Genomic DNA, 25,954 nt, shown 5'->3' on the forward strand with positions numbered 1-25,954 from the left:
ACTTCCATGGCCCATCGCCCCTTGCGCGTCCTCTGCCTCGCCGGCAGCCTGCGCCGCGCCTCCTGGAACCGCAGCCTGCTGCAGGCCGCCGCATCGCTTGCACCGGCAGGCGTCGAAGCCGAGGTCTACGACGCGCTGGCAACGGTGCCGCTGTTCGACGAGGATCTCGAACAGGCCGAACCCGAGGGTCCGCCCGGCGTGCGCGCGCTGCGCATCGCCATCGCCGCGGCCGACGGGCTGGTGATCGCCACGCCGGAGTACAACCACGCACTGCCCGGCGTCTTGAAGAACGCGCTGGACTGGCTCTCGCGCGAAAGCCCGCAGGGCGAAGTGCTGGCCGAGCGCCCGGTGGCGGTGCTCGGCGCGAGCAGCGGCCCCTGGGGCACGCGGCTGGCGCAGGCCTCGCTGCGCCAGGTGCTGCACACCTGCGGCGCGCTGGTAATGCCCTCGCCCGCGCTGTTCATGGCCCGCGCGGCGGATCACTTCGATGCGCAGGGCGCGCTTGTGGACGACACCGCGCGCGCATCGCTGCAGCGCTTCATGGGCGCGTTCGCCGGATGGATCGAACGGGTCGCACCGTCCTGCCCGGCCGCAGGCGCGGCGTGAAGCGGCAATGCAACGCACGGTGAACAGGGTGGCCGGCGGGGACGTCCCGTGCACCAAGCCGTTGCTAGCCTGCAACGGATGTACGGATTTCCCCGCCTCACGACTGTCGATGCCGTCCCCACGCGCGCTCCGCCCGCCCCCTCCGCACGCGACTCCTGGAAGGACAACGCGCGCCTGGCGCTGATCACGCTGGTGGTGTTCGGCCACTGCCTGGAACCGTTGCGCGGCGTCGCATCGATCGATGCGCTGTACCGCTTCCTGTACCTGTTCCACATGCCGGCCTTCGCCGTCCTGTCCGGTGCCGTGGCGCGGGTCGAGGTGGACCTGAAGCTGCTCAAGCGGATCGCGTTCCAGTTGCTGCTGCCCTACCTGCTGTTCCAGGCGCTGTATGCGCTGGCGGCACGCATGCCCGGCTGGCCCGATCCCGGGCCGGTGGGCATCACCACGCCGTACTGGCTGCTCTGGTACCTGCCGAGCCTGGCGGCCTGGCGCCTGCTGCTGCCGCTGTTCATGCGATTGCGCCATCCGCTGGTGCTGGCCTGCCTGTTCGCGCTGGTCGCCGGCTCGGCGGACGACGTGGGCTACCGCATGTCGCTCTCGCGCATCGCCTCGTTCTTCCCGTTCTTCCTGATCGGCCACCTGTATTCGCCGGCGTGGCGTGAGCGCCTGCGCGGGCCGCTGGCCTGCGCGCTGGCCGTGGCGGTGCTGCTCGCGATGGGCTGGGCGGCGACCGCCGTGCCCGATCCGCGCTGGCTCTACGGCAGCAACGGCTACTCCGCCCTGGGCGTGGACGATGCCGCCGGCATGTTGTGGCGGCTGCTGCGCCTTGGCGCCGGCATCGTCGGCAGCGCGGCCTTCCTCGCGCTGGTGCCGCGTCGGGCCTTCGCCGCCACCGCGGCAGGCGCGCGCAGCCTGCAGGCCTACCTGGTGCACGGGTTCATCGTGAAGTTCGCGGTGGCGGCGGGCGTGTTCGCCTGGCTGGAGTCGGGCCAACCGCCGCTGGCGAACGCGCTGGTGCTGCTGCTGGCCGCGTGGCTGCTGGTGCGCCTGCTGGCCAGCGTCCCGGCGGAGCGCCTGCTGAGTCCGCTGACCTGTCCGCAATGGCTGGAGCGGCGGCTGTGGCGGGCGCCTACGGCGTAGCCATCAGGCACGCGTCAGGCAAGGGGCGCCGCCGCCGGCCTGAGCACCGCGACCTGCTGCTCCATCGTCTTGGACAGTTCCATCAGCCGCCGCGCGTAGTCCTGCAGCCGGCGGTCCTCGTCGTCGCGCGGCTCCCAGCGAGGCACCGGCGTGGGGTTGCCGTCGGGGCTGTCCAGCGCGACGAAGACCATCACGCAGCTGGTAGCCAGGCGCTGTTCGCCCGTGCGCAGGTCCTGCGCCAGCACGTCCACCGCCAGGTGCATGCTGCTGGTGCCGGTGTGGATCAGCCGCGCGCGTACGCTCACCAGGTCGCCGATCAGGATCGGCGCGATGAACTGGATGCCGCTGACCGACACTGTCACGCAGTACGCGCCGCTCCAGCCCACCGCGCAGGCGTAGCCGGCCTGGTCGATCCATTTCATCGCCATGCCGCCGTGCACCTTGCCTCCGAAGTTGACATCGGTGGGCTGGGCGAGGAAGCGGAAGGTGACTTCGTTCTGCTGGCCGGGCATGACGGTCCTGTGGTGGTCGCTAGGGTCGGTCGATTATGCCCGCCGGCGCCTCCAGCACCATCGGCGTGCTCAGGATGCCATTGGGCGAAGGCCGCTCCGCGTCGGTCGCGACGAAACCGAAGTGCCGGTACACCGGCAGCGCGCAGCGCGTGGCGTTGAGGGTGAAGCGGCGCGTGCCGGCGCGGCGCACCGCGTCGCGCATCGCCCGCTGCCACAGCCGGCTGGCGATGCCGCGGCCCTGGTAGCGCGTGGCGACGAAGAAATGCACCAGATGGCAGTCATCGCGCATCGCCGCGATGCCGACGAGCACGTCGCCCAACCAGGCCAGGTGGAAACGCTGGCCGGCCAGCATGCGTTCGCGCAGGACCCGCGTGCCCAGCCGCTCCAGCAGCGCCCGGCCGGCTTCCTGCGATTGGTCGGGCAGGATCCAGCGGCGCACCACGCGCCGCGCGAGCACGCTGATGGCGTGCGCGTCCTGCGGACGCCCCAGGCGCAGGTGCAGGCTCGGATCAGGCATGCGTTTCCTGGTCATCCATTGGGCCGACAGTTTGCGTGGCCCTCCGGCGGAATGCCACGCCCGGCTAGAGCGCCCCGGCAAGCCAGCGCCAGACCAGCGCGACGAGCCCGCTTCCCAGCAGGATCCACCCCATGCCCACCTTGAAGCGCAGCATGGCCAGCATCGCACCCGCTGCGATCAACGCCGGAGCCCACTGCAACGTGCCCCAGGCGGGGCTTTCCAGCCGCAACCAGCCGTAGTGGCGCTCGTCGATGCGGGCAAACACGGTGTGCAGGGTGAACCACACCGACAGGTTCAGCACCACGCCCACCACGGCGGCGGTGATCGCCGAGAGCGCCGCATGCAGTGCGCGATTGCTGCGCAGGGCCTCGATGTACGGCGCGCCCAGGAAGATCCACAGGAAGCACGGTGCGAAGGTCACCCAGGTCGTCAGCACCGATCCGGCCACGCCGGCCGCCAGCGGCGACAGGCCGCTCTGGTGGTAGTAGGCGCCAAGGAAGGCGACGAACTGGACCACCATGATCAGCGGCCCGGGCGTGGTCTCGGCCAGCGCCAGGCCATCGAGCATCTGTCCCGGGGTGATCCAGTGGAAGCCGACCACGGCCCGCTGCGCGATGTAGGCCAGCACCGCATAGGCGCCACCGAAGGTGACCACCGCGGTCTGGCTGAAGAACAGTCCCTCGCGCGCCAGCACGCTGTGCCGGCCGAACGCGGCGATCACGCCCAGCACGGGGATCCACCAGATCGCCAGCCACACCAGCATCACGCGCCATGCGCGCGCGCCCGAAGGCCGCGTATGCGTCAGCCGTCCCTGGCCCAGCAGGCGATCGATGAGGAAATCGGACGAGGCATCGGCCGCGGAGGACGCCGGTTCCGGGAAGCTGCGCGGCGACCACCAGCGACCGCACAGGCCCCACAATCCCGCGCCGAGCACGATCAGCGGGAACGGCACGCGGAAGAAGTAGATCGCGACGAAGGCCAACCCGGCGACCGCCACCATCATGCGGTTCTTCAGCGCCTTGCGACCGATGCGGACGACCGCCTCGACCACCACCGCCAACACGGCCGCCTTCAACCCGATGAAGATCGCGAAGACCAGCGGGACCTCGCCGTACAACGCGTAGACGATGCTCAGCGCCAGGATGGTGACGAAACCCGGCAGCACGAACAGCACGCCGGCGAGCAGGCCGCCGACGGTCCGGTGCAGCATCCAGGCGATGTAGATCGCCAACTGCGTCGCTTCGGGTCCCGGCAGCAACATGCAGTAGTTGAGCGCGTGCAGGAAGCGTGCGTCACTGATCCACCGCCGCGTGTCGACCAGCTCGCGATGCATCAGCGCGATCTGGCCGGCCGGCCCGCCGAAGCTGAGCAGGCCGATCCTGGCCCACACGCGGAAGGCTTCGCGCAGCGACACCGGCGTCGGCGTTTCGGCTTCCGTGGGGGCCCGCTCGTTCATTCGGCACAGGTCCGGCTCGGTGGAGTTGCGATCGGAGACGCCAGGCAAGCCATCGCGTTCCAAGCCTGCTACCGGACGCCGCCTGCCTGCGGCGGATGCACGGCGGCAGTGTTATAAGCCGCGCATCCTACGCTGGCGTGAAGCCCGGAGGGTGAGGCCATGCTGCCCGCAACGTTTCGGTGTCCGCCTGCCGTGGTCGGGCTCGCCATCGTGCTGCTCGGCGCCGCTTCCGCCGCCTGCGGCCAGGCGCATCCGCCGCTGCCGCTCGCCACCGTGGCCGACGCGGCGCTGACCGGCCGCGCCACGCGCTGGGACTACGCCAGCCTGGAGCCGGTCCGCCACCACCTGTTCCTGGCCCATCTCGGCGACGGCGTGGTCACCGTGTTCGATACGCTTCACCGGCGCGTGGTCGCCGACATTCCCGGCGTGAGCCGGGTGCACGGCGTGCTGGCGATCCCGGAGCTGGACCGCATCTACGCTTCGGCCACCGGCACGGACGAAGTGGTGGCGATCGACGCCGCGAGCCTGAAGATCGTCGCCCGGATGCCGACCGGCGACTACCCTGACGGCATGGCCTACGCGCCGAAGGCGCACAAGCTCTATGTTTCCAACGAGCAAGGCGGCAGCGACACGGTGATCGACGTGCGCAGCAACCGGCGCATCGCCACCATTGCGCTCGGTGGCGAGGTGGGCAACACGCAATACGACCCGGTGTCCGGGCACGTCTTCGCCAACGTGCAGACGCGCGGCGTGCTGGCCGAGATCGACCCGGCGACCGACAAGGTCGTTGCGCGCATCGTCCTGCCGGGCGCCAGGGGTAACCACGGCCTCTATATCGATGCGCCCGCGCGGCTGGCCTTCATCGGGTGCGAAGACAACGCGACCTTGCTGGTGCTGGACCTGCGCAGCCGCCGCGTCACCGCATTCTTCGACGTCGGCGAAGAGCCTGACGTGCTCGCCTTCGATCCCGGGCCCGGCTGGTTGTACGTGGCCAGCGAATCGGGCGAGGTGGCCGTGTTCGAAGTGAAGGGGCGCCGCCTGCAGCCGCTGGGCCGCGGGATGCTTGGCCCGAACGCGCACGTGGTGGCGGTCGATCCGGCCACGCACCGCGCCTACTTTCCGTTGAAGGCATGGCAAGGCAAGCCGGTGCTGCGGATCACCGCGCCCCGCGTTCCGCACGCCTGAGGGCTAGCGGCGACCGCGCAGGTGCCGGACGCTGTCTTCCCACGGCGACGCCTGCGCGCGCAGGCGCAACAGCCAGCAGCCGTGGATGTCGGCGCGACGGGCGAAGTCGAACGGGATACTTGGCGCGCTCCAGTCCTCGATCGTGAAGCGCTCTTCCAGCGCCGCCGTGTCGAGCTTGAAACGGCGGAAGTTGTTGGAGAACACGATCACGCCATCGCCGGCCAGGCGGTCGGCGCAGGCGAGCAGCAGCGCCGCATGGTCGCGCTGCACGTCGAAGTCCTCGGCGCGCTTGGAATTGGAGAAGGTCGGCGGATCGACGTAGATCAGCCCGTAGTGGCCGCGGTCCTGGTGCAGGAACGTGGTGGCGTCGGCCTGCACCAGGCGGTGCGCCTCGCCGGTGAAGCCGTTGCGCGCCAGGTTGCGCGACGCCCATTCGAGATAGGTGCCGGACAGGTCCACGCTGGTGGTGTCGCGCGCGCCGCCCGCGGCCGCGTACACGCTGGCGGTGGCGGTGTAGGCGAACAGGTTGAGGAAGCGCTTGCCCCGCGCCAGCTCGCGCAGCCTGGCGCGCACCAGCCGGTGATCGAGGAACAGGCCGGTGTCGAGGTAGTCGGTGAGGTTGACCAGGAAGGTCAGGCCACCCTCCTCCACCTCGTGGAATTCGCCGCGCTGGTCGAAGCGGCCGTACTTGGCGCCGCCCTTGCCGCGTTCGCGGGTCTTCAGCGCGATGCGCTCGCGCGGCACGCCGAGCACCTCGCCGGCCACGCGCACGATCTCGCGCAGGCGCGTGCGGGCCACCTCGACCGGCACGTCGGCCGGCGCGCGGTACTCCTGCACGTGCAGCCAGGGCTCGTCGCCCTCGCGTCCGTAGACGTCGATCGCCGCGGCGTACTCGGGCAGGTCCTGGTCGTAGGCACGCCAGCAGAAGATGCCTTCGCGCGCCAGCCGCTTGCGCTGGTGGCGCACGGTCTTTTCCAGCCGGTTCTTCAGCATCTGCGCGCCGGGCGAGAGCGGCTTGCGCTCGCGCGGCGTGGTGTCCTGCGGTGAAAGCTCGAAGGTCAGCAGCACGGTTTCCAGCGCGCCGTTGTAGAGCGCGTAGCGCTTGTCCGCGTGCAGGCCCAGCGCATGGCCGAGTTCCGCATCGCCTGCCAGCACGGCGGCGCGCCAGCCGGTGAAGCGCGATTTCAGGACCTCGCCCAGCGCGCGATAGAGCTGCGGCATCTGTGCGCGATCGCCCAGCCGCTCGCCGTAGGGCGGGTTGGTGATGACCAGGCCGGTCGACTCCCCGGGCGGCGGCGCGGCGTGCGCCATGTCGTGCTTTTCCAGCGTGAGGAAACCGGCCACACCGGCGGCCTGCGCATTGCGCTTGGCCGTCTGCACCATGCGCGGGTCGGCGTCGGAGCCGAAGAACGCCGCGCGCAGGTTGCGCAGGCCGGTCTCGGCACGCTGGCGGGCGTCGTCGAGCAGGCCACGCCACAACGCGATGTCGTGCTGCTTCCAGCCGAGGAAGCCGAAGTATTCGCGGCGCAGGCCCGGGGCGACGTCCGCGGCCATCAGCGCGCCTTCGATCAGCAACGTGCCGGAGCCGCACATCGGGTCCAGCAGCGCGCCGCCTTCGGCGTGGATCGCCGGCCAGCGTGCGCGCAGCAGCATCGCCGCCGCGAGGTTTTCCTTCAGCGGCGCCTCGCCCTGCTGCTCGCGCCAGCCGCGCCGGTGCAGCGGCGTGCCCGCGAGGTCGAGCGAAAGCGTGGCGTGGTCGCGCTTCAGGCGCAGGTTCAGGCGGACGTCCGGTTCCTCGATATCCACGCCGGGGCGGGCGCCCTCGCGCTGGCGGAACTGGTCGACCACCGCGTCCTTCGCGCGCTGCGCGATGAACTGGCTGTGCGTCAGCTTGCTCTGCGCGGAGTGCGCATCGACCGCCAGCGTGCCGTGCGGCGCCAGGTGCGCCGACCAGTCGATCGACTGCACGCCGGCGTACAGCGCCTCGTCGTCCGCCGCGTCGAACTCGGCCAGTGGCAGCAGGATGCGGCTGGCCAGGCGCGACCACAGGCAGGCGCGGTAGGCGGTTTCCAGCGTGCCCTCGAAGCGCACGCCGGCCAGCGCCTCGTGCGCCTCGCTGGCGCCAAGCGCGAGCAGCTCGTCGCGCAGCAGGTATTCCAGGCCCTTCGGACAGGTGGCGAAGAAGGCGCTCATGCCAGTGCGTCGAGGAAGGCAGCGAACTGGCGTTCGATCGCCGGCAGGCTGGCGGCCAGCCGGTGCTCGTCGTCGAGGATGAGCAGCGGCAACTGGCGGCGACTGGCGAAAGTGTAGATGTCGTCCAGCGGACAGAGCTCGTCGCGCCAGCCGTGGATCAGCATCGTTGGCACGTCCTGGCGCACGTCCAGCGCGGTGTCGAAACCGGGGATGGCTTCGGGCGCGGCGAGCAGGAACAGGCCGGCGACCGGGTGTTCCAGCGAGGCCAGCCCCGAGACGAACGCGCCCATGCTGGAGCCGACCAGCAGCGGCGGCGTCTCGCAGGCGGCGATGGCGGCGTTCAGGCGCGCCAGCCGTGGTGCCACCGCGCCGGCATGGCCGTGCGCGTCGTCCTCGCGATAGTCGGGCCGCTGCGTGCGCCAGCCGCGCGCCTCGGCGAGCGCCGCCAGCGCGCTGACCTTGATGGCCTGCGGACCGGAATCGGAGCCGTGCGAAAGAAGGATCGTGCCGCGCATCGCCCGGACTCCGGACCGCCATGGGACCGCGCATGATAGCCGGTGCCGTGCGAGACTTCCCTTCATGCCCGCGATCACCGACCTGCCGCTGCCCTACGCCGACCGCCTGCCCGAACGGCCGGTCGGGGCGGTGACGCTGGTGGTGATCCACTGCACAGAGCTGCCGGACCTGGCCACCGCGCGCGAGTACGGCGAGAAGGTGCTGTACGAGAGCGGCGCCGGCAACAGCGGGCACTACTACATCGACCGCGATGGCGCGATCCAGCGCTACGTGCCAGGCACGCGTATCGCCCACCACGTGCGGGGACGCAATGCGGATTCGATCGGCATCGAGCTGGTCAACCGCGGGCGCTATCCGGACTGGTTCGCGTCAGGCAACCAGACGATGAGCGAGCGCTATCCGGACGTGCAGATCGCGGCATTGCGTGAACTGCTTGCGCAGCTTCGGCGGGAATTCCCCCACCTGCGCGCCATCGCCGGCCATGAGGATCTGGATATTGCGCGCGTGCCGGCCAGCGACGATCCAGCCGTGATGGTGCCGCGCAAGCTCGATCCCGGCCCGCTGTTTCCGTGGGACGCGATCGTTCCGGTGTGCGGGTTGGAGCGCATCAGGGCCTGACCGGGCGGTCCCGCGAGCCCCGGCCCCTCACCCCAACCCTCTCCCCGGAGGGGGGAGGGAGCCGGTGTGCGGCACATTCACATCTCCCGCCAGCGCCTGCCTTTCGCTCTTGGCCTTTCGCTCTTGGCCTTTCGCTCTTGGCCTTTCGCTCTTGGCCTTTCGCTCTTGGCCTTGGCTCTTGGCCTTGGCTCTTCTGAAAAAGTGCGCGCAGGAAGCGCGCTGCTTTTCCGGGGCCCCTATGGCGCGGCGGGTGGGTGGCGGATCAGCCCGAAGGGTGGCCGGCAGGACGCCGGCCAGTTTTTCGTCGGGGCTTCGAGCCCCGTCGAAAAACCCCGTCGCCCGCCCGCACACCCGGAGGGCAGGATGCCCGCAGGGCGCGCCATCGGGGTGCCCTTTCTTTTGGTTACTTCTCTTTGGGCAAGCAAAGAGAAGTAACTCGGGCACCGAAGGCGACCGAAAGCTCTTGCTCGACGAACTACGAGGCGAGCCCCGCCCCCTCACCCCAACCCTCTCCCCGGAGGGGAGAGGGAGCACAGCTATAATCCACCCCCCTCCACGCACCACGGACACCCCATGCGGGAAGAACACGTCAAGGAACTGGTCGACCTGCTCCAGCTCGAACGCCTGGAGGACAACCTGTTCCGCGGCCAGAGCCGCGACATCGGCACCCGCTTCGTGTTCGGCGGCCAGGTCCTCGGCCAGGCGCTTTCGGCCGCCCAACAGACGGTCGATCCCCGGCGCGAGGCCCACTCGCTGCACGCCTACTTCCTGCGCGCCGGCGACATCGACGCGCCGATCGTCTACTCGGTCGAACGCGCGCGCGACGGCGGCAGCTTCTCCGCCCGCCGCGTGGTCGCGATCCAGCACGGCCAGCCGATCCTCAATGGCGCGATCTCCTTCCAGGAACCGGAAAAGGGCTTCGAGCACCAGAGCGCCATGCCCGAGGTGCCCTCGCCCGAAGACCTCGAGCCGATGCGTCACCTGCCGGCGGACGAGCTCGCCAAGCTGCCGGTGAAACTGCAGCGCTGGCTGGGCATCGACGGGCCGTTCGAGTTCCGCCAGGTCTGGCCGCGCGACGAACTGCACCCGGCCAAGCGCCCGCCGATCCAGCACATCTGGTTCCGCCTGACCGCGCCGATCGGCGATTCGCCGGTGCTGCACCGCGCCCTGCTCGCCTACGCCTCGGATTTCCACCTGATCGGCACCGCCACGCTGCCGCACGGCATTTCCTATCTCACCCACAACGTGCAGATGGCCAGCCTCGACCATGCGCTGTGGTTCCACCGCCCGTTCCGCGTGGACGAGTGGCTGCTGTACTCGTTCGACAGCCCGACCGCGCAGGGCGGCCGCGGCCTCGCACGCGGGCAGATCTACAGCCGCGACGGCCGACTGGTCGCCTCGACCGCGCAGGAAGGCCTGATCCGCCTGCGCGGCGAGTGAGGCATTAGACTCGCCCCATGCGTCCGCTCTACACCTCGCCCCGCCAGGAAAACATCGACCGCGTCGTCGCGCTGCTGGCCGAACACGGCATCGAGACGACGATCACCGGCCGCTCGAACTGGAACCGCCCCAGCTACCAGCGCTTCAGCTATTCGCAGCGCAACGAGAACCGCGAGAGCTGGCCGCAGGTGTGGGTCAACCGCGCCGACGACTACACCCAGGCGCGTGCGCTGATGCGCGGGATCGGCATCGAGCCGTTGGTCCGCCACGGCGAGGAACTGGCGCTCGCGCGCAATCCCACGCCGGAGATGCGCCGCGCCAGCGTCGCCACGCGCGTGCGGCGCATCGTGCTGCTGGCGCTGGCGGCCGCGTTCCTGATCCTGATGCTGCGCTACATGGGCAAGATCTAGCGCCGCCTTCCGTGGGCGCCGATCGAGCAACTGACTGTCGATCAGGGGTCGTTGGTTCGAGCCCAGCTTCGGGCGCCATCCCGGCGGCCAGGCTGCGACGTGGCGCGGCCCCGGTGAGCGCGCGTTGTGCAGGGCCGCATCAGGGCTTTCTCGGAATATTTGCAACCGGCCGCGCGCTGGGTCATAGAATCGGACCCATGCGCTCCGAACGCGTCCGCCTTTTCCAGACCCTGCCGCACGCCTGCGGCTATTACGCCGAGCGCACGGCGCAGAACCTGGTGATCGATCCGGCCGCGCCGCGGCTGGACCAGCTCTATGGTCCGGCACTGGAACGCGGCTTCCGTCGCGCCGGCGGCCACCTGTACTACCCCAACTGCCCGCAGTGTCGCGCCTGCACGCCCTGCCGCATCGACGTGGAGCATTTCACGCCCGATCGCGCCCAGCGGCGCTGCCTCAAGCGCAACGCCGACCTGGACGTGGTCGAATGCATGGCCGGCTACAACGCCGAGCGCCACGGCCTGTACGAGCGTTACCTGCGCACCCGCCATTCCGGCGGCGGCATGGACGAGGCCGACGCCAGCGATTTCCGCCGCTTCCTCACCGCGCCGTGGAGTCCCACGCTGTTCCTGGAATTCCGCCAGGGCGCGCGGCTGCTGGCGGTGGCGGTGACCGACGTGTGCATCAACGGGCTGTCGGCGGTCTATACCTTCTTCGACCCGGACGAGAGCGCGCGCAGCCTGGGCACCTACGCGATCCTGCAGCAGGTGCAGCTGGCGCGCCGCCGCGGCTTGCCGTGGCTGTACCTGGGCTTCTGGATCGAGGGCCACGCCAAGATGGACTACAAGCGGCGCTTCCGCCCGCTGCAGGTCCGCACGCGCGACGGCTGGGTGCCGCTGGAGCCGTAAGGGCCACGTAGGGTGGGCTTCAGCCCACCATCTCCACGGCTGCGGCAAGGGGCGGTGGGCTGAAACCCACCCTACGCCGATGAAACCCGAGGCCGCGCCGAACCGGCTTCGGGATAGGGAAACAGCTTGATCAACGGCACCGACAGCCCGTCGTCGCCCACCACCCGGCAGTGCGTGCGATCGAGCTGGCGCGGATCGTCCACGCCGCAACTGTGCGCGATGATGCCGACCTCGTACATCAGGTTGCGCGCGTAGCTGGCGACCTTCTCGGTCTTGTCGGTGACCACCAGGCCGCGCTGCAGCTTGGGATTCTGCGTGGTGATGCCGGTCGGGCAGGTGTTGCGGTTGCACTGCAGCGACTGGATGCAGCCCAGCGCCAGCATGAAACCTCGCGCGGAGTTGACGAAGTCGGCACCCATCGACAGCGCCCAGGCCACGTCGTAGGCGGTGATGCGCTTGCCCGAGCAGATCACCTTGATGCGCTCGCGCAGTCCCTTGGCGATCAGCGTGTCGACCAGCATCGGCAAGGCCTCGTGCAGCGGCAGGCCCATGCCTTCCATCAGCGTCTGCGGCGCCGCGCCGGTGCCGCCTTCGGAGCCGTCGACGATGATGAAGTCCGGCGCGCTCTCGATGCCGCGCTTCCATACCTCGTCGCACAGCTCCTCGATCAGGCCCGGGCCGCCCAGCACGGCCTTGAAGCCGGTCGGCTTGCCGCTGACCTCGCGCACGTGCGCGATGGCATCGAGCAGTTGCGGCACGTTGGCGATGTCCAGGTGGCGGTTGGGACTTTGCGAATCCACGCCGACCGGAATGCCGCGGATCGCGGCGATCTCCGGCGTCACCTTCACCCCCGGCAGCAGTCCGCCCATGCCGGGCTTGGCGCCCTGGCCGAGCTTGATGCTGACCATCTTCACCTGCGGGTGCGCGCAGATCGCGCGCAGCCGGTCGTCGTCCAGTTGGCCGTCGGCCGTGCGCACGCCGTACTTGGCCGTGCCGATCTCGAACACGATGTCGCAGCCGCCTTCCAGGTGGTAGGGCGCCAGCCCGCCCTCGCCGGTATCCAGCCAGATGCCGGCCTTGGCCGCGCCGTGCGAAAGCGCGCGCACGGCCGGTGCCGACAGCGCGCCGTAGCTCATCGCCGAGATGTTGAAGAAGGCGGCGTGATCGTAGGGCTCGCGCGCGTACGGGCCGATCCGCACCGGCTTGGGCGGAACGTGGTGGCCTTCCAGCCGCGGGAACGGCGCGTTGACAAAGAACGGCACGCCTTCGGCGGAGAGGTCGCGCGTGGTGCCGAAGCCGATGGTGGTGTCGGCGTTCTTCGCGGCGCGGTAGACCCACACGCGCTGGGCGCGGTTGAACGGAAGCTCCTCGCGGTCGCTGGCGAACAGGTACTGGCGGAAGAACTCGCCCAGGCGCAGGAAGCCGTAGCGGAAGTGACCGATGACCGGAAAGTTGCGCAAGACCGCGTTGCCGGTCTGGTTGCGGTCCGCCACCCACACGGCGAGCACGACCACCACCGCCAATGCGAGTACCAGCATGAACAGCGCCGCCAGTGTCTCGATCAGCACGATCAGCCAGTGCGCGAAGCCTTCCGGTGCCATCGCCTGCTCTCCTGTTGAATCCGTCGAAGAGCCTAACTCAATACGCGGACTGACTCCCTCTCCCCTGCGGGGAGAAGGTTGGGGTGAAGGGCCGGGCTCGCAGAAATTCAGATGGAGCGGATGACTTTGCGGCGGGCATGCCCGGAGTGTCCCGCAAGCCTTGTCCCCTCACCCCAGCCCTCTCCCCGCAGGGGAGAGGGAGCTGCATCGGGCAAGCGTATAAATACCTAAAGTTCGACCTTCAAATGCGCTGCCGCACGTACCGCCTTCGCGCGAGCCGCTTCGATGTCGACGTCCCTGGCCAGCGTCACCGCCATGCGCCGGCGCCCTTTCACCTCCGGCTTGCCGAAGATGCGCAACTGCGTATCCGGTTCGGCCAGCGCCTCGGCCACGCCGTGGTAGCGCGGATGGCGCCCTTCGCCCTCCACCAGCACCGCGCACGACGCCGACGGGCCCCACTGGCGGATCAGCGGGATCGGCAGGCCCAGGATCGCGCGCGCATGCAGCGCGAATTCCGACAACTCCTGCGAGACGAGCGTCACCAGTCCGGTGTCGTGGGGCCGCGGGCTGACCTCGGAAAAGATCACCGCATCGCCACGGACGAAGAACTCCACGCCGAACACGCCCCAACCGCCCAGCCCCTGGGTGATCGCCGCGGCCTGGCGCTGCGCCTCGGCCAGTGCCGCTTCGCTCATCGGCTGCGGCTGCCACGACTCGCGGTAGTCGCCATGCTCCTGCCGATGGCCGATCGGCAGGCAGAAGCTGGTGCCGTCGCGGTGGCGCACGGTGAGCAGGGTGATCTCGTAATCGAAGTCGATGAAGCCCTCGACGATCACCCGCCCCTGCCCCGCGCGCCCGCCGGACTGCGCGTAGTCCCAGGCCTCGTCCAGCTCCGAGGCATCGCGCACCGTGCTCTGTCCCTTGCCCGAGGAGCTCATCACCGGCTTGATGACGAACGGATAGCCGATCGCCTGTGCCGCCGCGCGGTACTCCGCCTGCGTGTCGCAGAAGCGGTAGGGCGAAGTGGGCAGGCCCAGCTCCTCGGCGGCCAGGCGGCGGATGCCTTCACGGTCCATGGTGAGCCACGCCGCGCGCGCGGTCGGGATCACGCGCAGGCCCTCTTTCTCCAGCTCGACCAGGGTGGGCGTGTGGATCGCCTCGATCTCCGGCACCACCAGATCCGGCTTCTCGCGCGCGATCAGCGCACGCAGCGCCGCGCCGTCGAGCATGTCGATCACGTGGCTGCGATGGGCCACCTGCATCGCGGGCGCATCGGCATAGCGGTCGACCGCGATCACTTCCACGCCGAAGCGCTGCAGCTCGATCGCCACTTCCTTGCCCAGCTCCCCCGAGCCGAGTAGGAGGACGCGCACAGCGTGGTCGGAAAGCGGCGTGCCGAAAGGCTTCATGGACGGGTTCCCTGGAAGAATCCGCGCATTGTAGGGCTACGCTGCACTGCGGATTGACGCCGGCGCCGCCAACCGTTCCACTGGGCCCGTCATCCGTCCCCGGGGTTGACCATGCGCCGTGCCCTGCTCAGCTTGCTGCCCGCGATTTGGCTGGGCATCTGTAGTGCCGCACATGCGGGCGCACCGGTACACACCGACTGGATGACCGTGCTGCTCGGCGGCCGCAAGGTCGGCCATATCGCGATCGAGCGCGAGCGCAAGGACGGCGTCCTCACCACCACGCAGACGCTGGCGCTGGACCTCAGCCGCGCAGGCAAGCCTATGCACCTGGGCAACATGAGTCGCAGCCTGGAGGGTCCTGGTGGCGAGCCGCTGGGCTTCGCCGCACGCACGCGGATGTCGTCGATGGACAGCACGGTGGAAGCCCGCCCCGACGATGCCGGCCGTTACCTGGTCACCACCACGGTGGGCGGCCAGACGCGCACCTCGCTGATGGACTGGCCCGGCGGCGCCCTGCTCGCCGAGGGCCAGCGCCTGGTCACGGTGGCCGCCGGGCACGCGGCCGGCACTCGCTATCGCCTGCAGGAATTCGATCCGTCGAGCCAGCAGGTGATCGACGTGCAGGTGGACGTGCTCGGCGACGAGACCGTGGCCCTGCCTGACGGCGCGATGCGCCTGAGCCACCAACGCCAGACACTCGCGCTGGCGCATGGCCGGCAGACCCTCGACCTGTGGGTCGACGACCGGGGCATCGCGCGCAAGGGCCTGATGAACCTGCTCGGCCAGCCGCTGGAGATGCTCGCCTGCGACCAGGCCTGCGCGATGGCGCCCAACCAGTCGGTGGACATGTTGCGCGCCGCCACCATCGATTCACCGCGGCTGCTGCCGGCCTACGTGCGCAGCCAGCCGATGCGCTACCGCATCCATGTCAGCGGCGGCGTCGGGCAACCCTTCATCACCACCGACGAGCAGCAGGTCACCGCGCTCGGCGGGGACGACTGGATGGTCGACGTGGGTGGCCCCCACGCGGGCCGGCAGGCGCCGCCGCAGCCTTCCGACAGCGAGCCCAACGCCTGGCTGCAGTCCGATGCCCCGGCGATCCGCCGCCTGGCCATGCAGGCCGTGCATGGCGCACGCGACGACCTGCAGCGCATGCGTCGCCTGCGCCTGTTCGTCAGCGGCTACATCACCGCACACGGGCTGGACGTTGGCTACGCGTCCGCACTGGAAGTAGTCGACAGCCGCGAGGGCGACTGCACCGAATACGCCGTGCTGCTGGCGGCAATGGCGCGCGCGCAAGGCATTCCGGCGCGGGTGGTCAGCGGCATGGTGTATGCCGACCGCTTCGCCGGCGGCTCGCGCCTGTTCATTCCGCACGAGTGGGTACAGGCCTGGGTCGACGGCCGCTGGCAGAGTTTCGACGCGGCCCTGAAGCATTTCGACAGCACGCACCTGGCGCTGGCCAGCGGCGACGGCGACCCCTGGCATTTCGCCGCCACCACACAATGGTTCGGCAACCTGCACATCCGCCAGGCGGTGGCGGACCTGGACCTGAGCACCCCGGCCGGTGGCCCGCCGTCGGCGGCGCCGCCGGGCAACGCAGGCGGCGGCAACCTTGGCGGACGCGGCGGCTGACGGCACTTGCATTTGATATGTTTTTGATATCTACTTCCCACACTCTCAGGGAGGTAGCGTCATGAACGAGCGCAAGGGTTTTTCGATCGCCGGCATCCCCTTCATCGGGGTTTGTCTGCTGCTGGCCGCCATCGGCGTGTTCCTGCTGGTCAGCGCCGATCCGGCGCAGCCGGCGCCGCACGTGATCCCGGGCATCCTGCTGTTGCTGTTCACCGGTTTCCTGCTCAAGGGCTTCTTCCAGGTCGCCCCGAACGAGGCGCAGGTGATGCAGTTGTTCGGCCGTTACGCCGGCAGCGTGCGCGAGGAAGGCCTGCGCTGGACCAACCCGTTCTACAGCAAGCGCCGCGTCTCGCTGCGCGTGCGCAACTTCGAGAGCGGCCGGCTGAAGGTCAACGACAACGACGGCAACCCGATCGAGATCGCCGCAGTGGTGGTCTGGCAGGTGGTCGACACGGCCGAGGCGGTGTTCCGCGTGGAGGACTACGAGAACTTCGTGCACATCCAGAGCGAGTCGGCGCTGCGCCAGATGGCGCAAAGCTACCCGTACGACGCGCACGACGACGGCCAGCCCTCGCTGCGCAGCCATGGCGAGGTCATCAACAACCACCTGCGCGACGAGATCCAGGCGCGGCTGGAACAGGCCGGCGTGCAGGTGATCGAGGCGCGCATCAGCCACCTCGCCTACGCGCAGGAAATCGCCCAGGCGATGCTGCAGCGCCAGCAGGCCGGCGCCATCATCGCGGCGCGCACGAAGATCGTCGAAGGCGCGGTGAGCATGGTCGAGATGGCACTGGACCAGTTGAGCCGCCGCGGCGTGGTCGAGCTGGACGAGGAGCGCAGGGCCGCGATGGTCAGCAACCTGCTGGTGGTGCTGTGCGGCGAGCGCGGCACCCAGCCGGTGGTCAACACCGGCACGCTGTACGGCTGAGGAGACACACCATGAGCTACGCCATTCCGGTCATCTTGGTGATCCTGATCATCGCCGTTGCCGTCGCCGCGCGCCGCAGGCGCGACTGAGCCGATGCCCGCGGAGAAAAAAGCCTACCCGTTGCGGATCAGCGCGAGCGTGCTCGAAGCCATGCAGCGCTGGTCCGACGACGAGTTGCGCAGCGTCAACGCGCAGATCGAATACGTGCTGCGCGAGGCGCTGCGCAAGTCGGGGCGATTGAAGCCCGGCACGGCCAAGCCGGTGGTGGACGACGAGCCGGACCCGGACAGGCGCTAGCCGGTCCGGTGGGCGATGTCCCTGCGCGGGAGCGGGGCGCTCAACGCGAAGCCATCGATTGCGGTCGCAGTCCCGGCAGCCGTACCACCCGCGTGCCGTCGTCGCCCAGCACCACCAGCCAGCGGCCCTCGAGCACCAGCTTGTCGACGTCGCCCAGTCCGGAAGCGCGGTCCAGCGTGCCCAGCGGACGGCCGTCGCGCGCATCGTAGGCCTGGATGCGGTCGTACCGCCGGTCGGCCACCAGCAGCCAGTCGTGGCCGTCGCCGGTCCAGCGCACGAGTTGCTTCTGCGGTTGGGGCGGCGGTGATGGCGCCATGAACCCGGCCAGCATCGCCGCGGCCAGGAAGGTCACGGCAAAGCCGGCTCGCCCGTCGAGCTGGCGCAGGGATCGTGGCAGGAGCGGGTATCGGCGCATGCACGCAGCATCGCGCCGGGGCATGACGCCGCTATGACGGGGCCTTGTCCGTGTGATGAAAGGCCAGCCCCAGCGCGATCCAGCCCACGATGAACGCGAGACCGCCCAGCGGCGTGATCGCCCCGCACCCGCGCGGCGCGCCCAGCGCCAGCGCATAGAGGCTGCCGCTGAAGAGCACGATGCCGATGGTGAACGCGGCCAACGCACAGCGCCGGGCCCGCCCCGTCGGCGCGAGGCAGGCGACCGCCAGCGCCAGCGCATGCCAGAAGTGGTACTGCGAGGCGGTATGCCAGAGCTCCCGCCCTCCGGCATCGAGCACGCCGCGCAACGCGTGCGCGCCGAACGCGCCGAGCAGCACCGCGCTGGCGCCGGCAGCGGCGACCAGCCAGGGCATCGCGCGGGTCATGGCAGGGACAGGTTGTCGCATAGGCTCCTCGTCGGCCGCGCCCGCACCACCGCGTGGCGTATGCTGGTGCGATGCATCGCCCGGATTCTTGCATGAAGCCCTCGCGCCTGGCCCGCCTGCTCCTGCTGCTCGGCGCCGTCCTGCTGCTGGCCGCCTGCCATCGCGAGGATGCCCTGCCCTGGCGCCTGACCGACATCAGCGGCCACATGCCCGACCTCGCCTTCCAGCTCACCGACGATCTCGGCAAACCGGTGACGGGCGAGGACTACCGCGGCAAGGTGGTGCTGCTGTACTTCGGCTACACGCACTGCCCGGACGTGTGCCCGCTCACGCTGGCGCACCTGCATGCGGTGCTGCAGCGCATCGGCGCGAAGGCGGACGATGCGCGCATCCTGTTCGTGAGCGTCGATCCCGCGCGCGATACGCCGGCGATCATGCACGCCTACGTCAATGCCTTCGACAAGCGCGCGGTGGGTCTGACCGGCACGCCACGCGAGCTGGAAAAACTCAGCAAGCGCTACCGCTCGGCGTTCACCCGCGAGCCGTCCCAGGCGAACGGCCAGTACGAGGTCAGCCACAGCTCGGCGATCTACCTGTTCGACCGCCAGGGCCACGCGCGCCTGCTGGCCACGCCCGCCGCCTCGCAGGACGACCTCGTGCACGACCTCTACCTGCTGCTGGAAACCGGAAAATGACGCTCCGCCCACTGTCCCTGCTGCTCGCCGGCCTGCTTTGTGCCGGCGCCGCGCACGCCACCCAGGCCGACCACGTGCATGCGAGCGAGGCGTGGATCCGCGTCATGCCGGCCAACCTGCCGGCCGGCGGCTACGTCGTCCTGCGCAACGGGGGCGACCAACCGGCCGTGCTCGACGGCGCGAGCAGCACCGCCTACGGCAGCGTGATGCTGCACCAGAGCTCGACCGACACCGGCATGGGCCGCATGCGCATGGTCGACAGCCTGACCGTGCCCGCGCATGGCCAGGTCGCACTGGCGCCGGGCGGCTACCACTTCATGCTGATGGATGCAGGCAAGCCGGTGCAGCCCGGCCAGACCGTGCAGCTGACCCTGCATTTCGCCGACGGCAGCACGCTGGCCACCGGTTTCCTTGCCAAGCCCGCGAACGCGCTGTAACCGCGCGCATCCCGTAGGGAGGGCTTCAGCCCACCATCGGGAAGTATGGCGAAAGGCGGTGGGCTGAAGCCCACCCTACGCGTCGCGCACGACCGCGCGTTGGTGCCCGCGATGCTCGCGTCGGATCCGCCCGCGCCGCGACAGCGCCAGCCACTGGCGCAGCGCCAGCAATGCGCCGACCGATTCGATCATGGCCGCCGGCACCCAGGTGATCACGCCGCCGACCATCTGCCCGGTCAGCACGTTGAAGGTGAACGCGCGGCCGCAGATTTCGAAGATCGGGTAAAGGTCGGTTTTCGAGAACGTGACGATCGCGCCAGCCAGGATCTGCGGCGACATCGTGATCGCCGGCGAGAGCACGCGTAGCCCCGGGGTCATCCGTCCCGGCGGGCGTGGCCGATGGTCGAGCACCAGCGCCCAGTAGATGAAGCCGCTGCCGAGCATGGTCCAGTTCATGAAGCGGTAGATGCGCCAGTCGAGCATCGCCAGCGTCTGCATCGACGGGATCAGCCAGACCAGGATGAAGCCGATGAACAGGAACGTCGCCAGCGCCGGGTTGAACAGCACCGCGCTCAGCGCCCGCCAGACGGCCGATTTCCGCGCGGGCCGCAGCCAGCGCACACGCCAACTGAGCGGCAGGCCCGCGCGCAGCACGCCCGCCGGATAGGAAGCCACCACCAGCAGCGGCGCCAGATGGTGCAGCAGCACCTGCTGGATGCGGTGCATGAAGAACTCGTGCTCCGCGTAGTAATCCAGGTAGGTGTGCAGCGACAGGTAGATGATCGCCATGCCGCTCCAGAACGACACGCGCCGGCCGAGGCTCACGCCAAGCGCGCGCGCCCCCCGCCAGTACAGCACTGCGGCCAGCAGGAAGCTCGCGAGAAACACCCACGAGAACTCCCACGGCACGATCCATTTGAGCAACAGCGCCATCACCGGCCCGCACGATCACCAGCCTGCAAGGATAGCCCCCGCGACGCGGTGCTGGGGCGCTTGCGGCAGATTGCCGCCTTGATGCTCACGCAGGCGCCGGTCGCAAGTTCGAGGCGAGCCCCGCCCCCTCACCCCAGCCCTCTCCCCGGAGGGGAGAGGGAGCCCGCTCGTCGTGTGACCACACACACCGCCTTTGCTCTCGGCCTTTGCTTTTGGCCTTTGCTTTTGGCCTTTGCTTTTGGCCTTTGCTTTTGGCCTTTGCTTTTGGCCTTTGCTCTTGGCGGTCGCTCTTCTGAAAAGTGCGCGCAGGAAGCGCGCTGCTCTTCCGGGCCCCTATGGCGCGGCGGGCGGTGGCGGAAAAGCCCGAAGGGTGGCCGGCAGGACGCCGGCCAGTTTTTCGTCGGGGCTTCGAGCCCCGTCGAAAAACCCCGCCACCCGCCCGCGCACCCGGAGGGCAGGATGCCCGCAGGGCGCGCCATCGGGGTGCCCTTCTCTTTGGTTACTTTCTCTTGGGCAAGCAAGAGAAAGTGACTCGGGCGCCGAAGGCGGCCGAAAGCTCTTGCTCGACGAACACCGAGGCGAGCCCCGGCCCCTCACCCCCAGCCCTCTCCCCGGAGAGGAGAGGGAGTAACGGTCAGCGGCGCGAACGGCTCTGACGAACCCGGCGCCAGCCGTAAAGCAGGCCGATCAGGGTCACCAGCGCCGGCACCAGCACGATGTTGATCACCTTCAACCGCAACCCCAGCGCATCGATCTCGGCATTGAGCTGATGCTGCACATCGCGCAGCTCCTTGTTGATCGCCAGCCGCCGTTGCTGGAACTGCTCGATCTCGCTCTTCTGCTGTGCACCTGCGGTGCTGGAACGCCCGCCCTTGCCCGGCTGCAGCTCGTCCAGCCGCTGCCGCGTCTCGGCCAGCTCGCGCTCCAGTTCCTGCTTCTTGAGCAGGAACTTCTGGTCCGCCGCCGCCTGCAACGCCCGCACGCGCGTGAACGGCCGCTGCGAGGCCGAGCGCCCGCGGATCGACAGCAGCGCGGACGAACCACTGAGGTTGTCCGCCAGGTTGGTCACGAAGTCGCCGTTGTTGGCGAACACCGAGAGCATCGGCTGGCCGAGGAAGCTTTGCGTTTCCACCCACAGGCGGTCGCTGAGCAGGTCGGTGTCGGCCACCAGCACCACCTCGGAATCGGGTTTCGACTGCGCCAGGTGACCGGGCGTGCCGGCGCGCTGCGGGAAGGCGCTTTCGAAGGTGCCGCGCAGCCGTGCGGCGATCACGTAGTGCTGGTTGTCCGGCTGGTAGCCCTGCAGCAGCGTGGTCGGATCGCTGGCCGCCTCCAGCACGCGCTGCGCCGGCACCTTCTCGGCCTCGGCGCTGCTCTGGATCAGCGGCAGCAGGCGCGTCTGCGCGGTCGGCGTGAGGTCGAAGCTGCCGGCGGTGGAGACGTTGATGCGCTGCAGGCTGGCGGTCACCACGTCGTTGTGGTTGAGCTCCTGCGAGCCGAGGCCGAGCATGGCCGGATGGTTGAGGTTGCTGCCGGCCAGTTCGATCTGCAGCGCGCGCGAGCGGTCGAGCACCACCGATTTCGCATCGAACGCCACGCCCCAGGCGGCGAACAGCCGCGGCAGGTCCGAGTTGTGGTCGTCGGTGACGCCGTTGCTGTCCACGTAGGGCGTGGTGTCCAGCTCCGCATCCGGGTCGACGAACACCACCAGGTGGCCGCCGCGCAGCACGTACTGGTCGAGCGCGTAGACCGCCGCCTCGGGCAGGCGCTTGGGATGGACCAGCAACAGCACCTGGATGTCGTCGCCCACGCGGGTGAGCGTGTCGGCATCGAGCGTCCTGACCTCGAACAGTTGCTCCAGCTGCTGCACCACCGCCCACGGCGGCTGGCCGATGGCCGGGTTGCCGGCCAGCGGCAGCGAGCTGATCAGGCCGATGTGCGGCTTGCTCGGCTGGTCGAGCTCGTAGAGCAGCTTGGCGATGTCGTACTCGAGGAACGTCTCGCGCGCCGGGTCGAAGAACGGAATCGACAGGCTGCGTTCCTCGCCCTTGCCTTCGCCCGGCAGCGTGTTGCCGACCAGGCCGAAGAACACCCGTTCGCCGTTGCTGCCGCCGTTGATCGGCGTCAGTCCGCCGCCTTCGGCACTGGCCTCGTCGTCCGAATACGGCACCGGATCGATCACCGCCAGGCGGATGCGGCCGCGCGAGCGGGCGACCATTTCCTGCAGCATCTCGCGTACGCGCTGTTCGTAGCTGCGCAACTGCGGCAGGTCGCGCGTGGCGTGCTCGGAGAAATACAGCGTGAGTTTCAGCGGCCGGTGCAGGTCGTCGATGATGTGCTGCGTGCCGGGCGTGAGCGTGTACAGGTGGTCGGCGGTCAGGTCGATGCGCGCGGTCTGCAACCAGCGGCTGCTGGCCAGCGTGATGCCGATGAAGGCAAGGGTCAGCGCGACCAGCGCGGCGACCAGCGCGGTGCGGCGGCCGATGTGCGGACGGCGCATGTCAGCGGGCCCGCTTCAGGTCGAGCACCAGCACGCCGGCGGTGAGCCAGGCGAAGATGGTGAACAGGAAATACATCAGGTCGCGCACGTCGAGCACGCCGCGGGCGATCGCCTCGAAGTGGCGCAGGATGGACAGGTGCGCCACGCCGTTGACCAGCTTGCGCGGCAGCGCGCCCTGGACGAAATCCAGCACCTGCGGCTGGCCGACCAGGATCAGCAGCACGCACACCAGCGCGGTGAGGATGAAGGCCACGACCTGGCTGCGGGTCAGCGTCGACAGGCAGGCACCAATCGCCAGGAATGCGCCGGCCATCAGCCAGCTGCCGAGGTAGCCGGCGAAGATCACGCCGTTATCGGGGTCGCCGAGATAGTTCACGGTGATCCAAATCGGGAAGGTCAGCGCCAGCGCCAACCCCAGGAACAGCCAGGCGGCGAGGAACTTGCCGAGCATCGCCTGCACCAGCGTGACCGGCAGGGTGAGCAGCAGCTCCAGCGTGCCGGCTTTGGACTCCTCGGCCCACATGCGCATCGACAGCGCCGGCGCCAGGATCAGGTACAGCCACGGATGCATCACGAAGAACGGCTGCAGGTCGGCCAGCCCGCGCTCGTAGAAGTCGCCCGCGTAGAAAGTGAGCAGTCCGGCCAGCACCAGGAAGATCACCAGGAACACATACGCGACCGGGGTGACGAAATAGCTGCGCAGCTCGCGGCGCATGATCGCGGCGATCGGATGCATCAGGCGTCTTCCCCCGTCGTGATCTGGCGGAACACCTCGTCCAGCCGCCCGCGCTCGAGCTGGATCTCCGACACCTCCAGCCCCTGCTGGCGCAGCAGGTCCTCGACCGGCTCCAGCACGCGTGCGCCGGGCTTGGGGAAGACGGTGATGCGCCCGTCCAGCGGATCGACCTCGATCGCCGCCACCTGCGGCAGGCGGCCGAGCATCTCCTGCGAGACGCCGCTGCCGGGTGCGCTGAAGGACACCGCGCCGTGGTAGCGCGAGCGTGCCTCCAGCTCGGCCGGCGTGGCATCGGCCAGCAGCTTGCCGCGGGCGATGATCACCACGCGGTTGCACAGCGCGTGGACCTCCTCCAGCAGATGGGTGGAGATCAGGATCGTGCGTTCGCGCGCCATCGAGTCGATCAGCCGGCGCACCGCATGCTTCTGGTTCGGGTCCAGGCCGTCGGTGGGCTCGTCCAGCATCAGCACCGGCGGATCGTGCAGGATCGCCTGCGCCAGGCCCACGCGCCGGCGCAGGCCCTTGGACAGCGTGTCGATGCATTGCTCCAGCACATCTTCCAGTTGCAGGTGCGAGACCACCTCGTCGAAGCGGCGGAAGCCCGTCTCCGCCGGCAGCCGACGCACGCGCAGGATGAAGGTGAGGAACTCGCGCACGGTCATCTCGCCGTAGCTGGGCGCACCCTCCGGCAGATAGCCCAGCGCGCGCTTGGCCTTGAGCGGCTCGCGTTGCACGTCGTGGCCGCAGACGCGCGCGGTGCCCGAGGTCGGTGCGAGGAAGCCCGCGATCATGCGCATCGCGGTGGACTTGCCGGCGCCGTTGGGACCGAGCAGGCCCAGCACCTGGCCCGGCTCGGCGCGGATGGACAGCGCATCCACCGCGATGAGGCGGCCATAGCAGCGGGTGAGTCGTTCGGCTTCGATCATGCGGCGTGGCGAAGTGGCTGGCCCGTCACTGTATCGCACCGGTGCGAAGCTGCGGCAGGGCCCAGCCCGGAACCACGCCCAAAAAAAAATCCTGCCCGCGCGAGGCGGGCAGGATCTCGACAAACAAACCGCGTCGCGCTTACTGGCCGGCGCTGGCGGCCTCGGCCGGAGCTGCGGCGGAGCCGGCGGCGGCGGGCGCCGAAGCGCTGCTGGCCGGGGCGGGCTCCAGGCTCGGCTGCGGGATACCCGCGGCCTGTTCCGGGGTCTGCTGCGGGACGTCGTCGCCCAGCAGCGGCAGGTAGACCTCGTACTTGGCGTAGGTGGTCACGGCGCCGGTCTTGTCCTTGGCTTCCGGCTGCACTTCGATGTCGTACAGGCGGTTGGTCACCTCGTCGAACTTGTAGCCGTGGGTCTGCGCGTAGGCCTTGAGCATCTCGCGCGTCTGCGGCACGCCGGCGGCGGTGCCGTTCCACACGCCCACCAGCGAGGGTTCGCCGAAGGCGAGCGTGGCGCGCACGTTGGCGTCGACGACCAGGCGGCCCCAGCGGTCATGGTCGCCCGGCTGCGGACCGGCCGGCTTGGCGGCGTCGCCGGTGCTGCTGGCGCTGGCCGGCGCACTGGAGGCCTCGGCCGGTTCTTCCTCGCCCAGCTTGGGCGGCTGCGGCGGGGTCAACTCCTGGCTCTGGCCGGCGACGGTCAGGCTGGTGGCGTCGATCGGCATCGCCACGTCGAAGGTGTAGGTCTGGTCGCCGTAGTTGGTGGTGAAGATGACGCGCGGGCCGACCACGTTCACGCCCAGCTTCTTGGCGGCGTCCTGGATCTGCTTGACCGCGGTGGCGGTGGCGTCGTCGAGGGCGGCCAGGCCGCCGTTGCGCTGGATCTGGGTCGAGACCAGCAGCATCGGCGTCGGCTTGGTCTGCTGGATGTACGGGACCAGGTTGCCGTAGTCGATGTTCGGCACCGCGGCCAGCACGTTCTGCAGGCTGCCCAGGCTGGACTGGATGAAGGAGTCCGGATCGCCGTGGATGTACAGGTTGGAGTAGCGGTTGACCAGGTTGAAGCCGTAGGCCACGTCATACGACCAGGTAACCTTGGTCAGCTGGTGGCGGCTGCCCTGGCGCTCCAGGTCGAGGGTGAAATGCTTGTCCTGCCCGCGCCAGCCGTTGTCCAGGTTCCAGACGATCTTGGCGTCGTTGACGGTATTGTCGACCTTGTAGAACTCGGGCTCCGCGCTGGCGATGGTCAGCTTGCCCTCGCCGATGCTGTCGTTGTCGCTGGTCCAGCTGATCTCCGCGCCCGGACCATAGTCCTTGCCCGAGAGCTTGAACTGGATCCTCGGATCCTCTTGGCGCAGCGACGAGAAGTCCTCGAAGCGGCGGAAATTGTCGAGGGTGTCGTAGACCTGGCGCATGTCCTTGCCAAAGACCAGCGACCGTTCCACATGGCCGCTCCCGGGCATGATCACGCCTACCACGACGCCGAGCACGGCGACGATGATCAGGGCCACAATGAATTCAAGAACACGCATCATTACCTGG

At 69.4% G+C, this 25,954-nt stretch carries 26 protein-coding genes; 12 read left to right on the forward strand and 14 right to left on the reverse strand.

Annotated elements, in window-relative coordinates:
- Window positions 1–6: 6 nt before the first annotated feature.
- The gene (locus AAIL17_RS05305) at window positions 7–606 is read left to right on the forward strand and encodes an NADPH-dependent FMN reductase (protein WP_424681780.1); all 600 of its coding nucleotides are present in this window, start codon (window positions 7–9) and stop codon (window positions 604–606) included.
- Window positions 607–684: 78 nt separating this feature from the next.
- A complete protein-coding gene (locus AAIL17_RS05310) occupies window positions 685–1,746 on the forward strand; it encodes an acyltransferase family protein (RefSeq protein ID WP_424681781.1) in 1,062 nt (353 codons plus the stop codon).
- A 14-nt stretch (window positions 1,747–1,760) separates the two neighbouring features.
- On the opposite strand, the gene AAIL17_RS05315 is transcribed toward AAIL17_RS05310, so the two are convergent.
- The 3 genes from AAIL17_RS05315 to chrA form a co-directional block, all read right to left on the reverse strand.
- Window positions 1,761–2,258, reverse strand: a complete 498-nt coding sequence (locus AAIL17_RS05315; RefSeq protein WP_424681782.1) for an acyl-CoA thioesterase — start codon at window positions 2,256–2,258, stop codon at window positions 1,761–1,763.
- Between the two features lie 19 nt (window positions 2,259–2,277).
- On the reverse strand, window positions 2,278–2,775 hold the full coding sequence (locus AAIL17_RS05320; protein ID WP_424681783.1) for a GNAT family N-acetyltransferase: 498 nt from the start codon (window positions 2,773–2,775) through the stop codon (window positions 2,278–2,280).
- Window positions 2,776–2,839: 64 nt separating this feature from the next.
- A complete protein-coding gene (chrA, locus tag AAIL17_RS05325) occupies window positions 2,840–4,231 on the reverse strand; it encodes a chromate efflux transporter (protein WP_424681784.1) in 1,392 nt (463 codons plus the stop codon).
- 192 nt (window positions 4,232–4,423) lie between these two features.
- Here chrA and AAIL17_RS05330 point away from each other — a divergent pair, with 192 nt between their 5' ends.
- Window positions 4,424–5,416, forward strand: coding sequence for a YncE family protein (locus AAIL17_RS05330; protein WP_424681785.1), 993 nt, complete (start codon window positions 4,424–4,426; stop codon window positions 5,414–5,416).
- A 3-nt stretch (window positions 5,417–5,419) separates the two neighbouring features.
- Here AAIL17_RS05330 and rlmKL read toward each other — a convergent pair whose 3' ends face one another.
- Window positions 5,420–7,609, reverse strand: a complete 2,190-nt coding sequence (rlmKL, locus tag AAIL17_RS05335) for a bifunctional 23S rRNA (guanine(2069)-N(7))-methyltransferase RlmK/23S rRNA (guanine(2445)-N(2))-methyltransferase RlmL (protein ID WP_424681786.1) — start codon at window positions 7,607–7,609, stop codon at window positions 5,420–5,422.
- Window positions 7,606–8,124, reverse strand: coding sequence for an alpha/beta hydrolase (locus AAIL17_RS05340; RefSeq protein WP_424681787.1), 519 nt, complete (start codon window positions 8,122–8,124; stop codon window positions 7,606–7,608). Before AAIL17_RS05340 ends, rlmKL begins: the two co-directional genes overlap by 4 nt.
- A gap of 64 nt (window positions 8,125–8,188) precedes the next feature.
- On the opposite strand from AAIL17_RS05340, the gene AAIL17_RS05345 reads away from it, so the two are divergent.
- The 4 genes from AAIL17_RS05345 (at window position 8,189) to AAIL17_RS05360 (ending at window position 11,498) form a co-directional block, all read left to right on the forward strand.
- Window positions 8,189–8,743, forward strand: a complete 555-nt coding sequence (locus AAIL17_RS05345) for an N-acetylmuramoyl-L-alanine amidase (protein ID WP_424681788.1) — start codon at window positions 8,189–8,191, stop codon at window positions 8,741–8,743.
- A gap of 573 nt (window positions 8,744–9,316) precedes the next feature.
- Window positions 9,317–10,183 (forward strand): acyl-CoA thioesterase II, encoded by an 867-nt coding sequence (tesB, locus tag AAIL17_RS05350; RefSeq protein ID WP_424681789.1) that lies wholly within the window; start codon window positions 9,317–9,319, stop codon window positions 10,181–10,183.
- Between the two features lie 17 nt (window positions 10,184–10,200).
- Window positions 10,201–10,593 carry a hypothetical protein gene (locus AAIL17_RS05355; protein ID WP_424681790.1) on the forward strand — a complete coding sequence of 131 codons (393 nt, stop codon included), beginning with the start codon at window positions 10,201–10,203 and terminating at the stop codon, window positions 10,591–10,593.
- Between the two features lie 197 nt (window positions 10,594–10,790).
- On the forward strand, window positions 10,791–11,498 hold the full coding sequence (locus AAIL17_RS05360; protein WP_424681791.1) for an arginyltransferase: 708 nt from the start codon (window positions 10,791–10,793) through the stop codon (window positions 11,496–11,498).
- 71 nt (window positions 11,499–11,569) lie between these two features.
- Here the strand turns inward: AAIL17_RS05360 and AAIL17_RS05365 are convergent, their stop codons facing one another.
- Together AAIL17_RS05365 and purT are read right to left on the reverse strand one after the other, a co-directional pair.
- The gene (locus AAIL17_RS05365) at window positions 11,570–13,099 is read right to left on the reverse strand and encodes an FMN-binding glutamate synthase family protein (RefSeq protein WP_424681792.1); all 1,530 of its coding nucleotides are present in this window, start codon (window positions 13,097–13,099) and stop codon (window positions 11,570–11,572) included.
- Window positions 13,100–13,326: 227 nt separating this feature from the next.
- Window positions 13,327–14,508 carry a formate-dependent phosphoribosylglycinamide formyltransferase gene (gene purT / locus AAIL17_RS05370; protein ID WP_424681793.1) on the reverse strand — a complete coding sequence of 394 codons (1,182 nt, stop codon included), beginning with the start codon at window positions 14,506–14,508 and terminating at the stop codon, window positions 13,327–13,329.
- Window positions 14,509–14,619: 111 nt separating this feature from the next.
- Between purT and AAIL17_RS05375 the strand changes: the two genes are divergently transcribed.
- From AAIL17_RS05375 to AAIL17_RS05385, 3 genes are all read left to right on the forward strand, one after another.
- Window positions 14,620–16,143 (forward strand): transglutaminase-like domain-containing protein, encoded by a 1,524-nt coding sequence (locus AAIL17_RS05375; protein WP_424681794.1) that lies wholly within the window; start codon window positions 14,620–14,622, stop codon window positions 16,141–16,143.
- A 61-nt stretch (window positions 16,144–16,204) separates the two neighbouring features.
- The gene (locus tag AAIL17_RS05380; protein ID WP_424681795.1) at window positions 16,205–17,071 is read left to right on the forward strand and encodes an SPFH domain-containing protein; all 867 of its coding nucleotides are present in this window, start codon (window positions 16,205–16,207) and stop codon (window positions 17,069–17,071) included.
- 93 nt (window positions 17,072–17,164) lie between these two features.
- The gene (locus AAIL17_RS05385) at window positions 17,165–17,368 is read left to right on the forward strand and encodes an Arc family DNA binding domain-containing protein (protein WP_424681796.1); all 204 of its coding nucleotides are present in this window, start codon (window positions 17,165–17,167) and stop codon (window positions 17,366–17,368) included.
- Between the two features lie 40 nt (window positions 17,369–17,408).
- On the opposite strand, the gene AAIL17_RS05390 is transcribed toward AAIL17_RS05385, so the two are convergent.
- Entirely contained in the window at window positions 17,409–17,783 is a 375-nt protein-coding gene (locus tag AAIL17_RS05390) for a hypothetical protein (RefSeq protein WP_424681797.1), read from the reverse strand.
- A 31-nt stretch (window positions 17,784–17,814) separates the two neighbouring features.
- Entirely contained in the window at window positions 17,815–18,210 is a 396-nt protein-coding gene (locus AAIL17_RS05395; RefSeq protein ID WP_424681798.1) for a DUF423 domain-containing protein, read from the reverse strand.
- A gap of 71 nt (window positions 18,211–18,281) precedes the next feature.
- On the opposite strand from AAIL17_RS05395, the gene AAIL17_RS05400 reads away from it, so the two are divergent.
- Window positions 18,282–18,884, forward strand: a complete 603-nt coding sequence (locus AAIL17_RS05400) for an SCO family protein (RefSeq protein WP_424681799.1) — start codon at window positions 18,282–18,284, stop codon at window positions 18,882–18,884.
- Window positions 18,881–19,321, forward strand: a complete 441-nt coding sequence (locus AAIL17_RS05405; protein ID WP_424681800.1) for a copper chaperone PCu(A)C — start codon at window positions 18,881–18,883, stop codon at window positions 19,319–19,321. Before AAIL17_RS05400 ends, AAIL17_RS05405 begins: the two co-directional genes overlap by 4 nt.
- Window positions 19,322–19,396: 75 nt before the next feature.
- On the opposite strand, the gene AAIL17_RS05410 is transcribed toward AAIL17_RS05405, so the two are convergent.
- The 5 genes from AAIL17_RS05410 to AAIL17_RS05430 all read right to left on the reverse strand — a co-directional run bounded on the left by AAIL17_RS05410 (window position 19,397) and on the right by AAIL17_RS05430 (window position 25,947).
- On the reverse strand, window positions 19,397–20,257 hold the full coding sequence (locus AAIL17_RS05410) for a cytochrome c oxidase assembly protein (protein ID WP_424681801.1): 861 nt from the start codon (window positions 20,255–20,257) through the stop codon (window positions 19,397–19,399).
- 631 nt (window positions 20,258–20,888) lie between these two features.
- Complete coding sequence (locus tag AAIL17_RS05415; protein WP_424681802.1) at window positions 20,889–22,754, reverse strand: Gldg family protein; 1,866 nt, start codon at window positions 22,752–22,754, stop codon at window positions 20,889–20,891.
- A gap of 1 nt (window position 22,755) precedes the next feature.
- On the reverse strand, window positions 22,756–23,490 hold the full coding sequence (locus AAIL17_RS05420) for an ABC transporter permease subunit (protein ID WP_091333893.1): 735 nt from the start codon (window positions 23,488–23,490) through the stop codon (window positions 22,756–22,758).
- Window positions 23,490–24,416, reverse strand: coding sequence for an ABC transporter ATP-binding protein (locus AAIL17_RS05425; protein WP_424681803.1), 927 nt, complete (start codon window positions 24,414–24,416; stop codon window positions 23,490–23,492). The genes AAIL17_RS05420 and AAIL17_RS05425 overlap by 1 nt, the downstream gene beginning before the upstream one ends.
- 139 nt (window positions 24,417–24,555) lie before the next feature.
- Entirely contained in the window at window positions 24,556–25,947 is a 1,392-nt protein-coding gene (locus tag AAIL17_RS05430; RefSeq protein ID WP_424681804.1) for a polyketide cyclase, read from the reverse strand.
- Window positions 25,948–25,954 lie beyond the last annotated feature (7 nt).

The organism is Frateuria sp. YIM B11624, from assembly GCF_049727805.1.
Classification (GTDB): domain Bacteria; phylum Pseudomonadota; class Gammaproteobacteria; order Xanthomonadales; family Rhodanobacteraceae; genus Frateuria_A.

Coding starts and splice junctions, on each gene's coding strand:
- AAIL17_RS05305 (WP_424681780.1), top strand. CDS start 7: ATGGCCCATCGCCCCTTGCGCGTCCTCTGCCTCGCCGGCAGCCTGCGC.
- AAIL17_RS05310 (WP_424681781.1), top strand. CDS start 685: ATGTACGGATTTCCCCGCCTCACGACTGTCGATGCCGTCCCCACGCGC.
- AAIL17_RS05315 (WP_424681782.1), bottom strand. CDS start 2,258: ATGCCCGGCCAGCAGAACGAAGTCACCTTCCGCTTCCTCGCCCAGCCC.
- AAIL17_RS05320 (WP_424681783.1), bottom strand. CDS start 2,775: ATGCCTGATCCGAGCCTGCACCTGCGCCTGGGGCGTCCGCAGGACGCG.
- chrA (WP_424681784.1), bottom strand. CDS start 4,231: ATGAACGAGCGGGCCCCCACGGAAGCCGAAACGCCGACGCCGGTGTCG.
- rlmKL (WP_424681786.1), bottom strand. CDS start 7,609: ATGAGCGCCTTCTTCGCCACCTGTCCGAAGGGCCTGGAATACCTGCTG.
- AAIL17_RS05340 (WP_424681787.1), bottom strand. CDS start 8,124: ATGCGCGGCACGATCCTTCTTTCGCACGGCTCCGATTCCGGTCCGCAG.
- AAIL17_RS05345 (WP_424681788.1), top strand. CDS start 8,189: ATGCCCGCGATCACCGACCTGCCGCTGCCCTACGCCGACCGCCTGCCC.
- tesB (WP_424681789.1), top strand. CDS start 9,317: ATGCGGGAAGAACACGTCAAGGAACTGGTCGACCTGCTCCAGCTCGAA.
- AAIL17_RS05355 (WP_424681790.1), top strand. CDS start 10,201: ATGCGTCCGCTCTACACCTCGCCCCGCCAGGAAAACATCGACCGCGTC.
- AAIL17_RS05360 (WP_424681791.1), top strand. CDS start 10,791: ATGCGCTCCGAACGCGTCCGCCTTTTCCAGACCCTGCCGCACGCCTGC.
- AAIL17_RS05365 (WP_424681792.1), bottom strand. CDS start 13,099: ATGGCACCGGAAGGCTTCGCGCACTGGCTGATCGTGCTGATCGAGACA.
- purT (WP_424681793.1), bottom strand. CDS start 14,508: ATGAAGCCTTTCGGCACGCCGCTTTCCGACCACGCTGTGCGCGTCCTC.
- AAIL17_RS05375 (WP_424681794.1), top strand. CDS start 14,620: ATGCGCCGTGCCCTGCTCAGCTTGCTGCCCGCGATTTGGCTGGGCATC.
- AAIL17_RS05380 (WP_424681795.1), top strand. CDS start 16,205: ATGAACGAGCGCAAGGGTTTTTCGATCGCCGGCATCCCCTTCATCGGG.
- AAIL17_RS05385 (WP_424681796.1), top strand. CDS start 17,165: ATGCCCGCGGAGAAAAAAGCCTACCCGTTGCGGATCAGCGCGAGCGTG.
- AAIL17_RS05390 (WP_424681797.1), bottom strand. CDS start 17,783: ATGCGCCGATACCCGCTCCTGCCACGATCCCTGCGCCAGCTCGACGGG.
- AAIL17_RS05395 (WP_424681798.1), bottom strand. CDS start 18,210: ATGCGACAACCTGTCCCTGCCATGACCCGCGCGATGCCCTGGCTGGTC.
- AAIL17_RS05400 (WP_424681799.1), top strand. CDS start 18,282: ATGAAGCCCTCGCGCCTGGCCCGCCTGCTCCTGCTGCTCGGCGCCGTC.
- AAIL17_RS05405 (WP_424681800.1), top strand. CDS start 18,881: ATGACGCTCCGCCCACTGTCCCTGCTGCTCGCCGGCCTGCTTTGTGCC.
- AAIL17_RS05415 (WP_424681802.1), bottom strand. CDS start 22,754: ATGCGCCGTCCGCACATCGGCCGCCGCACCGCGCTGGTCGCCGCGCTG.
- AAIL17_RS05420 (WP_091333893.1), bottom strand. CDS start 23,490: ATGCATCCGATCGCCGCGATCATGCGCCGCGAGCTGCGCAGCTATTTC.
- AAIL17_RS05425 (WP_424681803.1), bottom strand. CDS start 24,416: ATGATCGAAGCCGAACGACTCACCCGCTGCTATGGCCGCCTCATCGCG.
- AAIL17_RS05430 (WP_424681804.1), bottom strand. CDS start 25,947: ATGATGCGTGTTCTTGAATTCATTGTGGCCCTGATCATCGTCGCCGTG.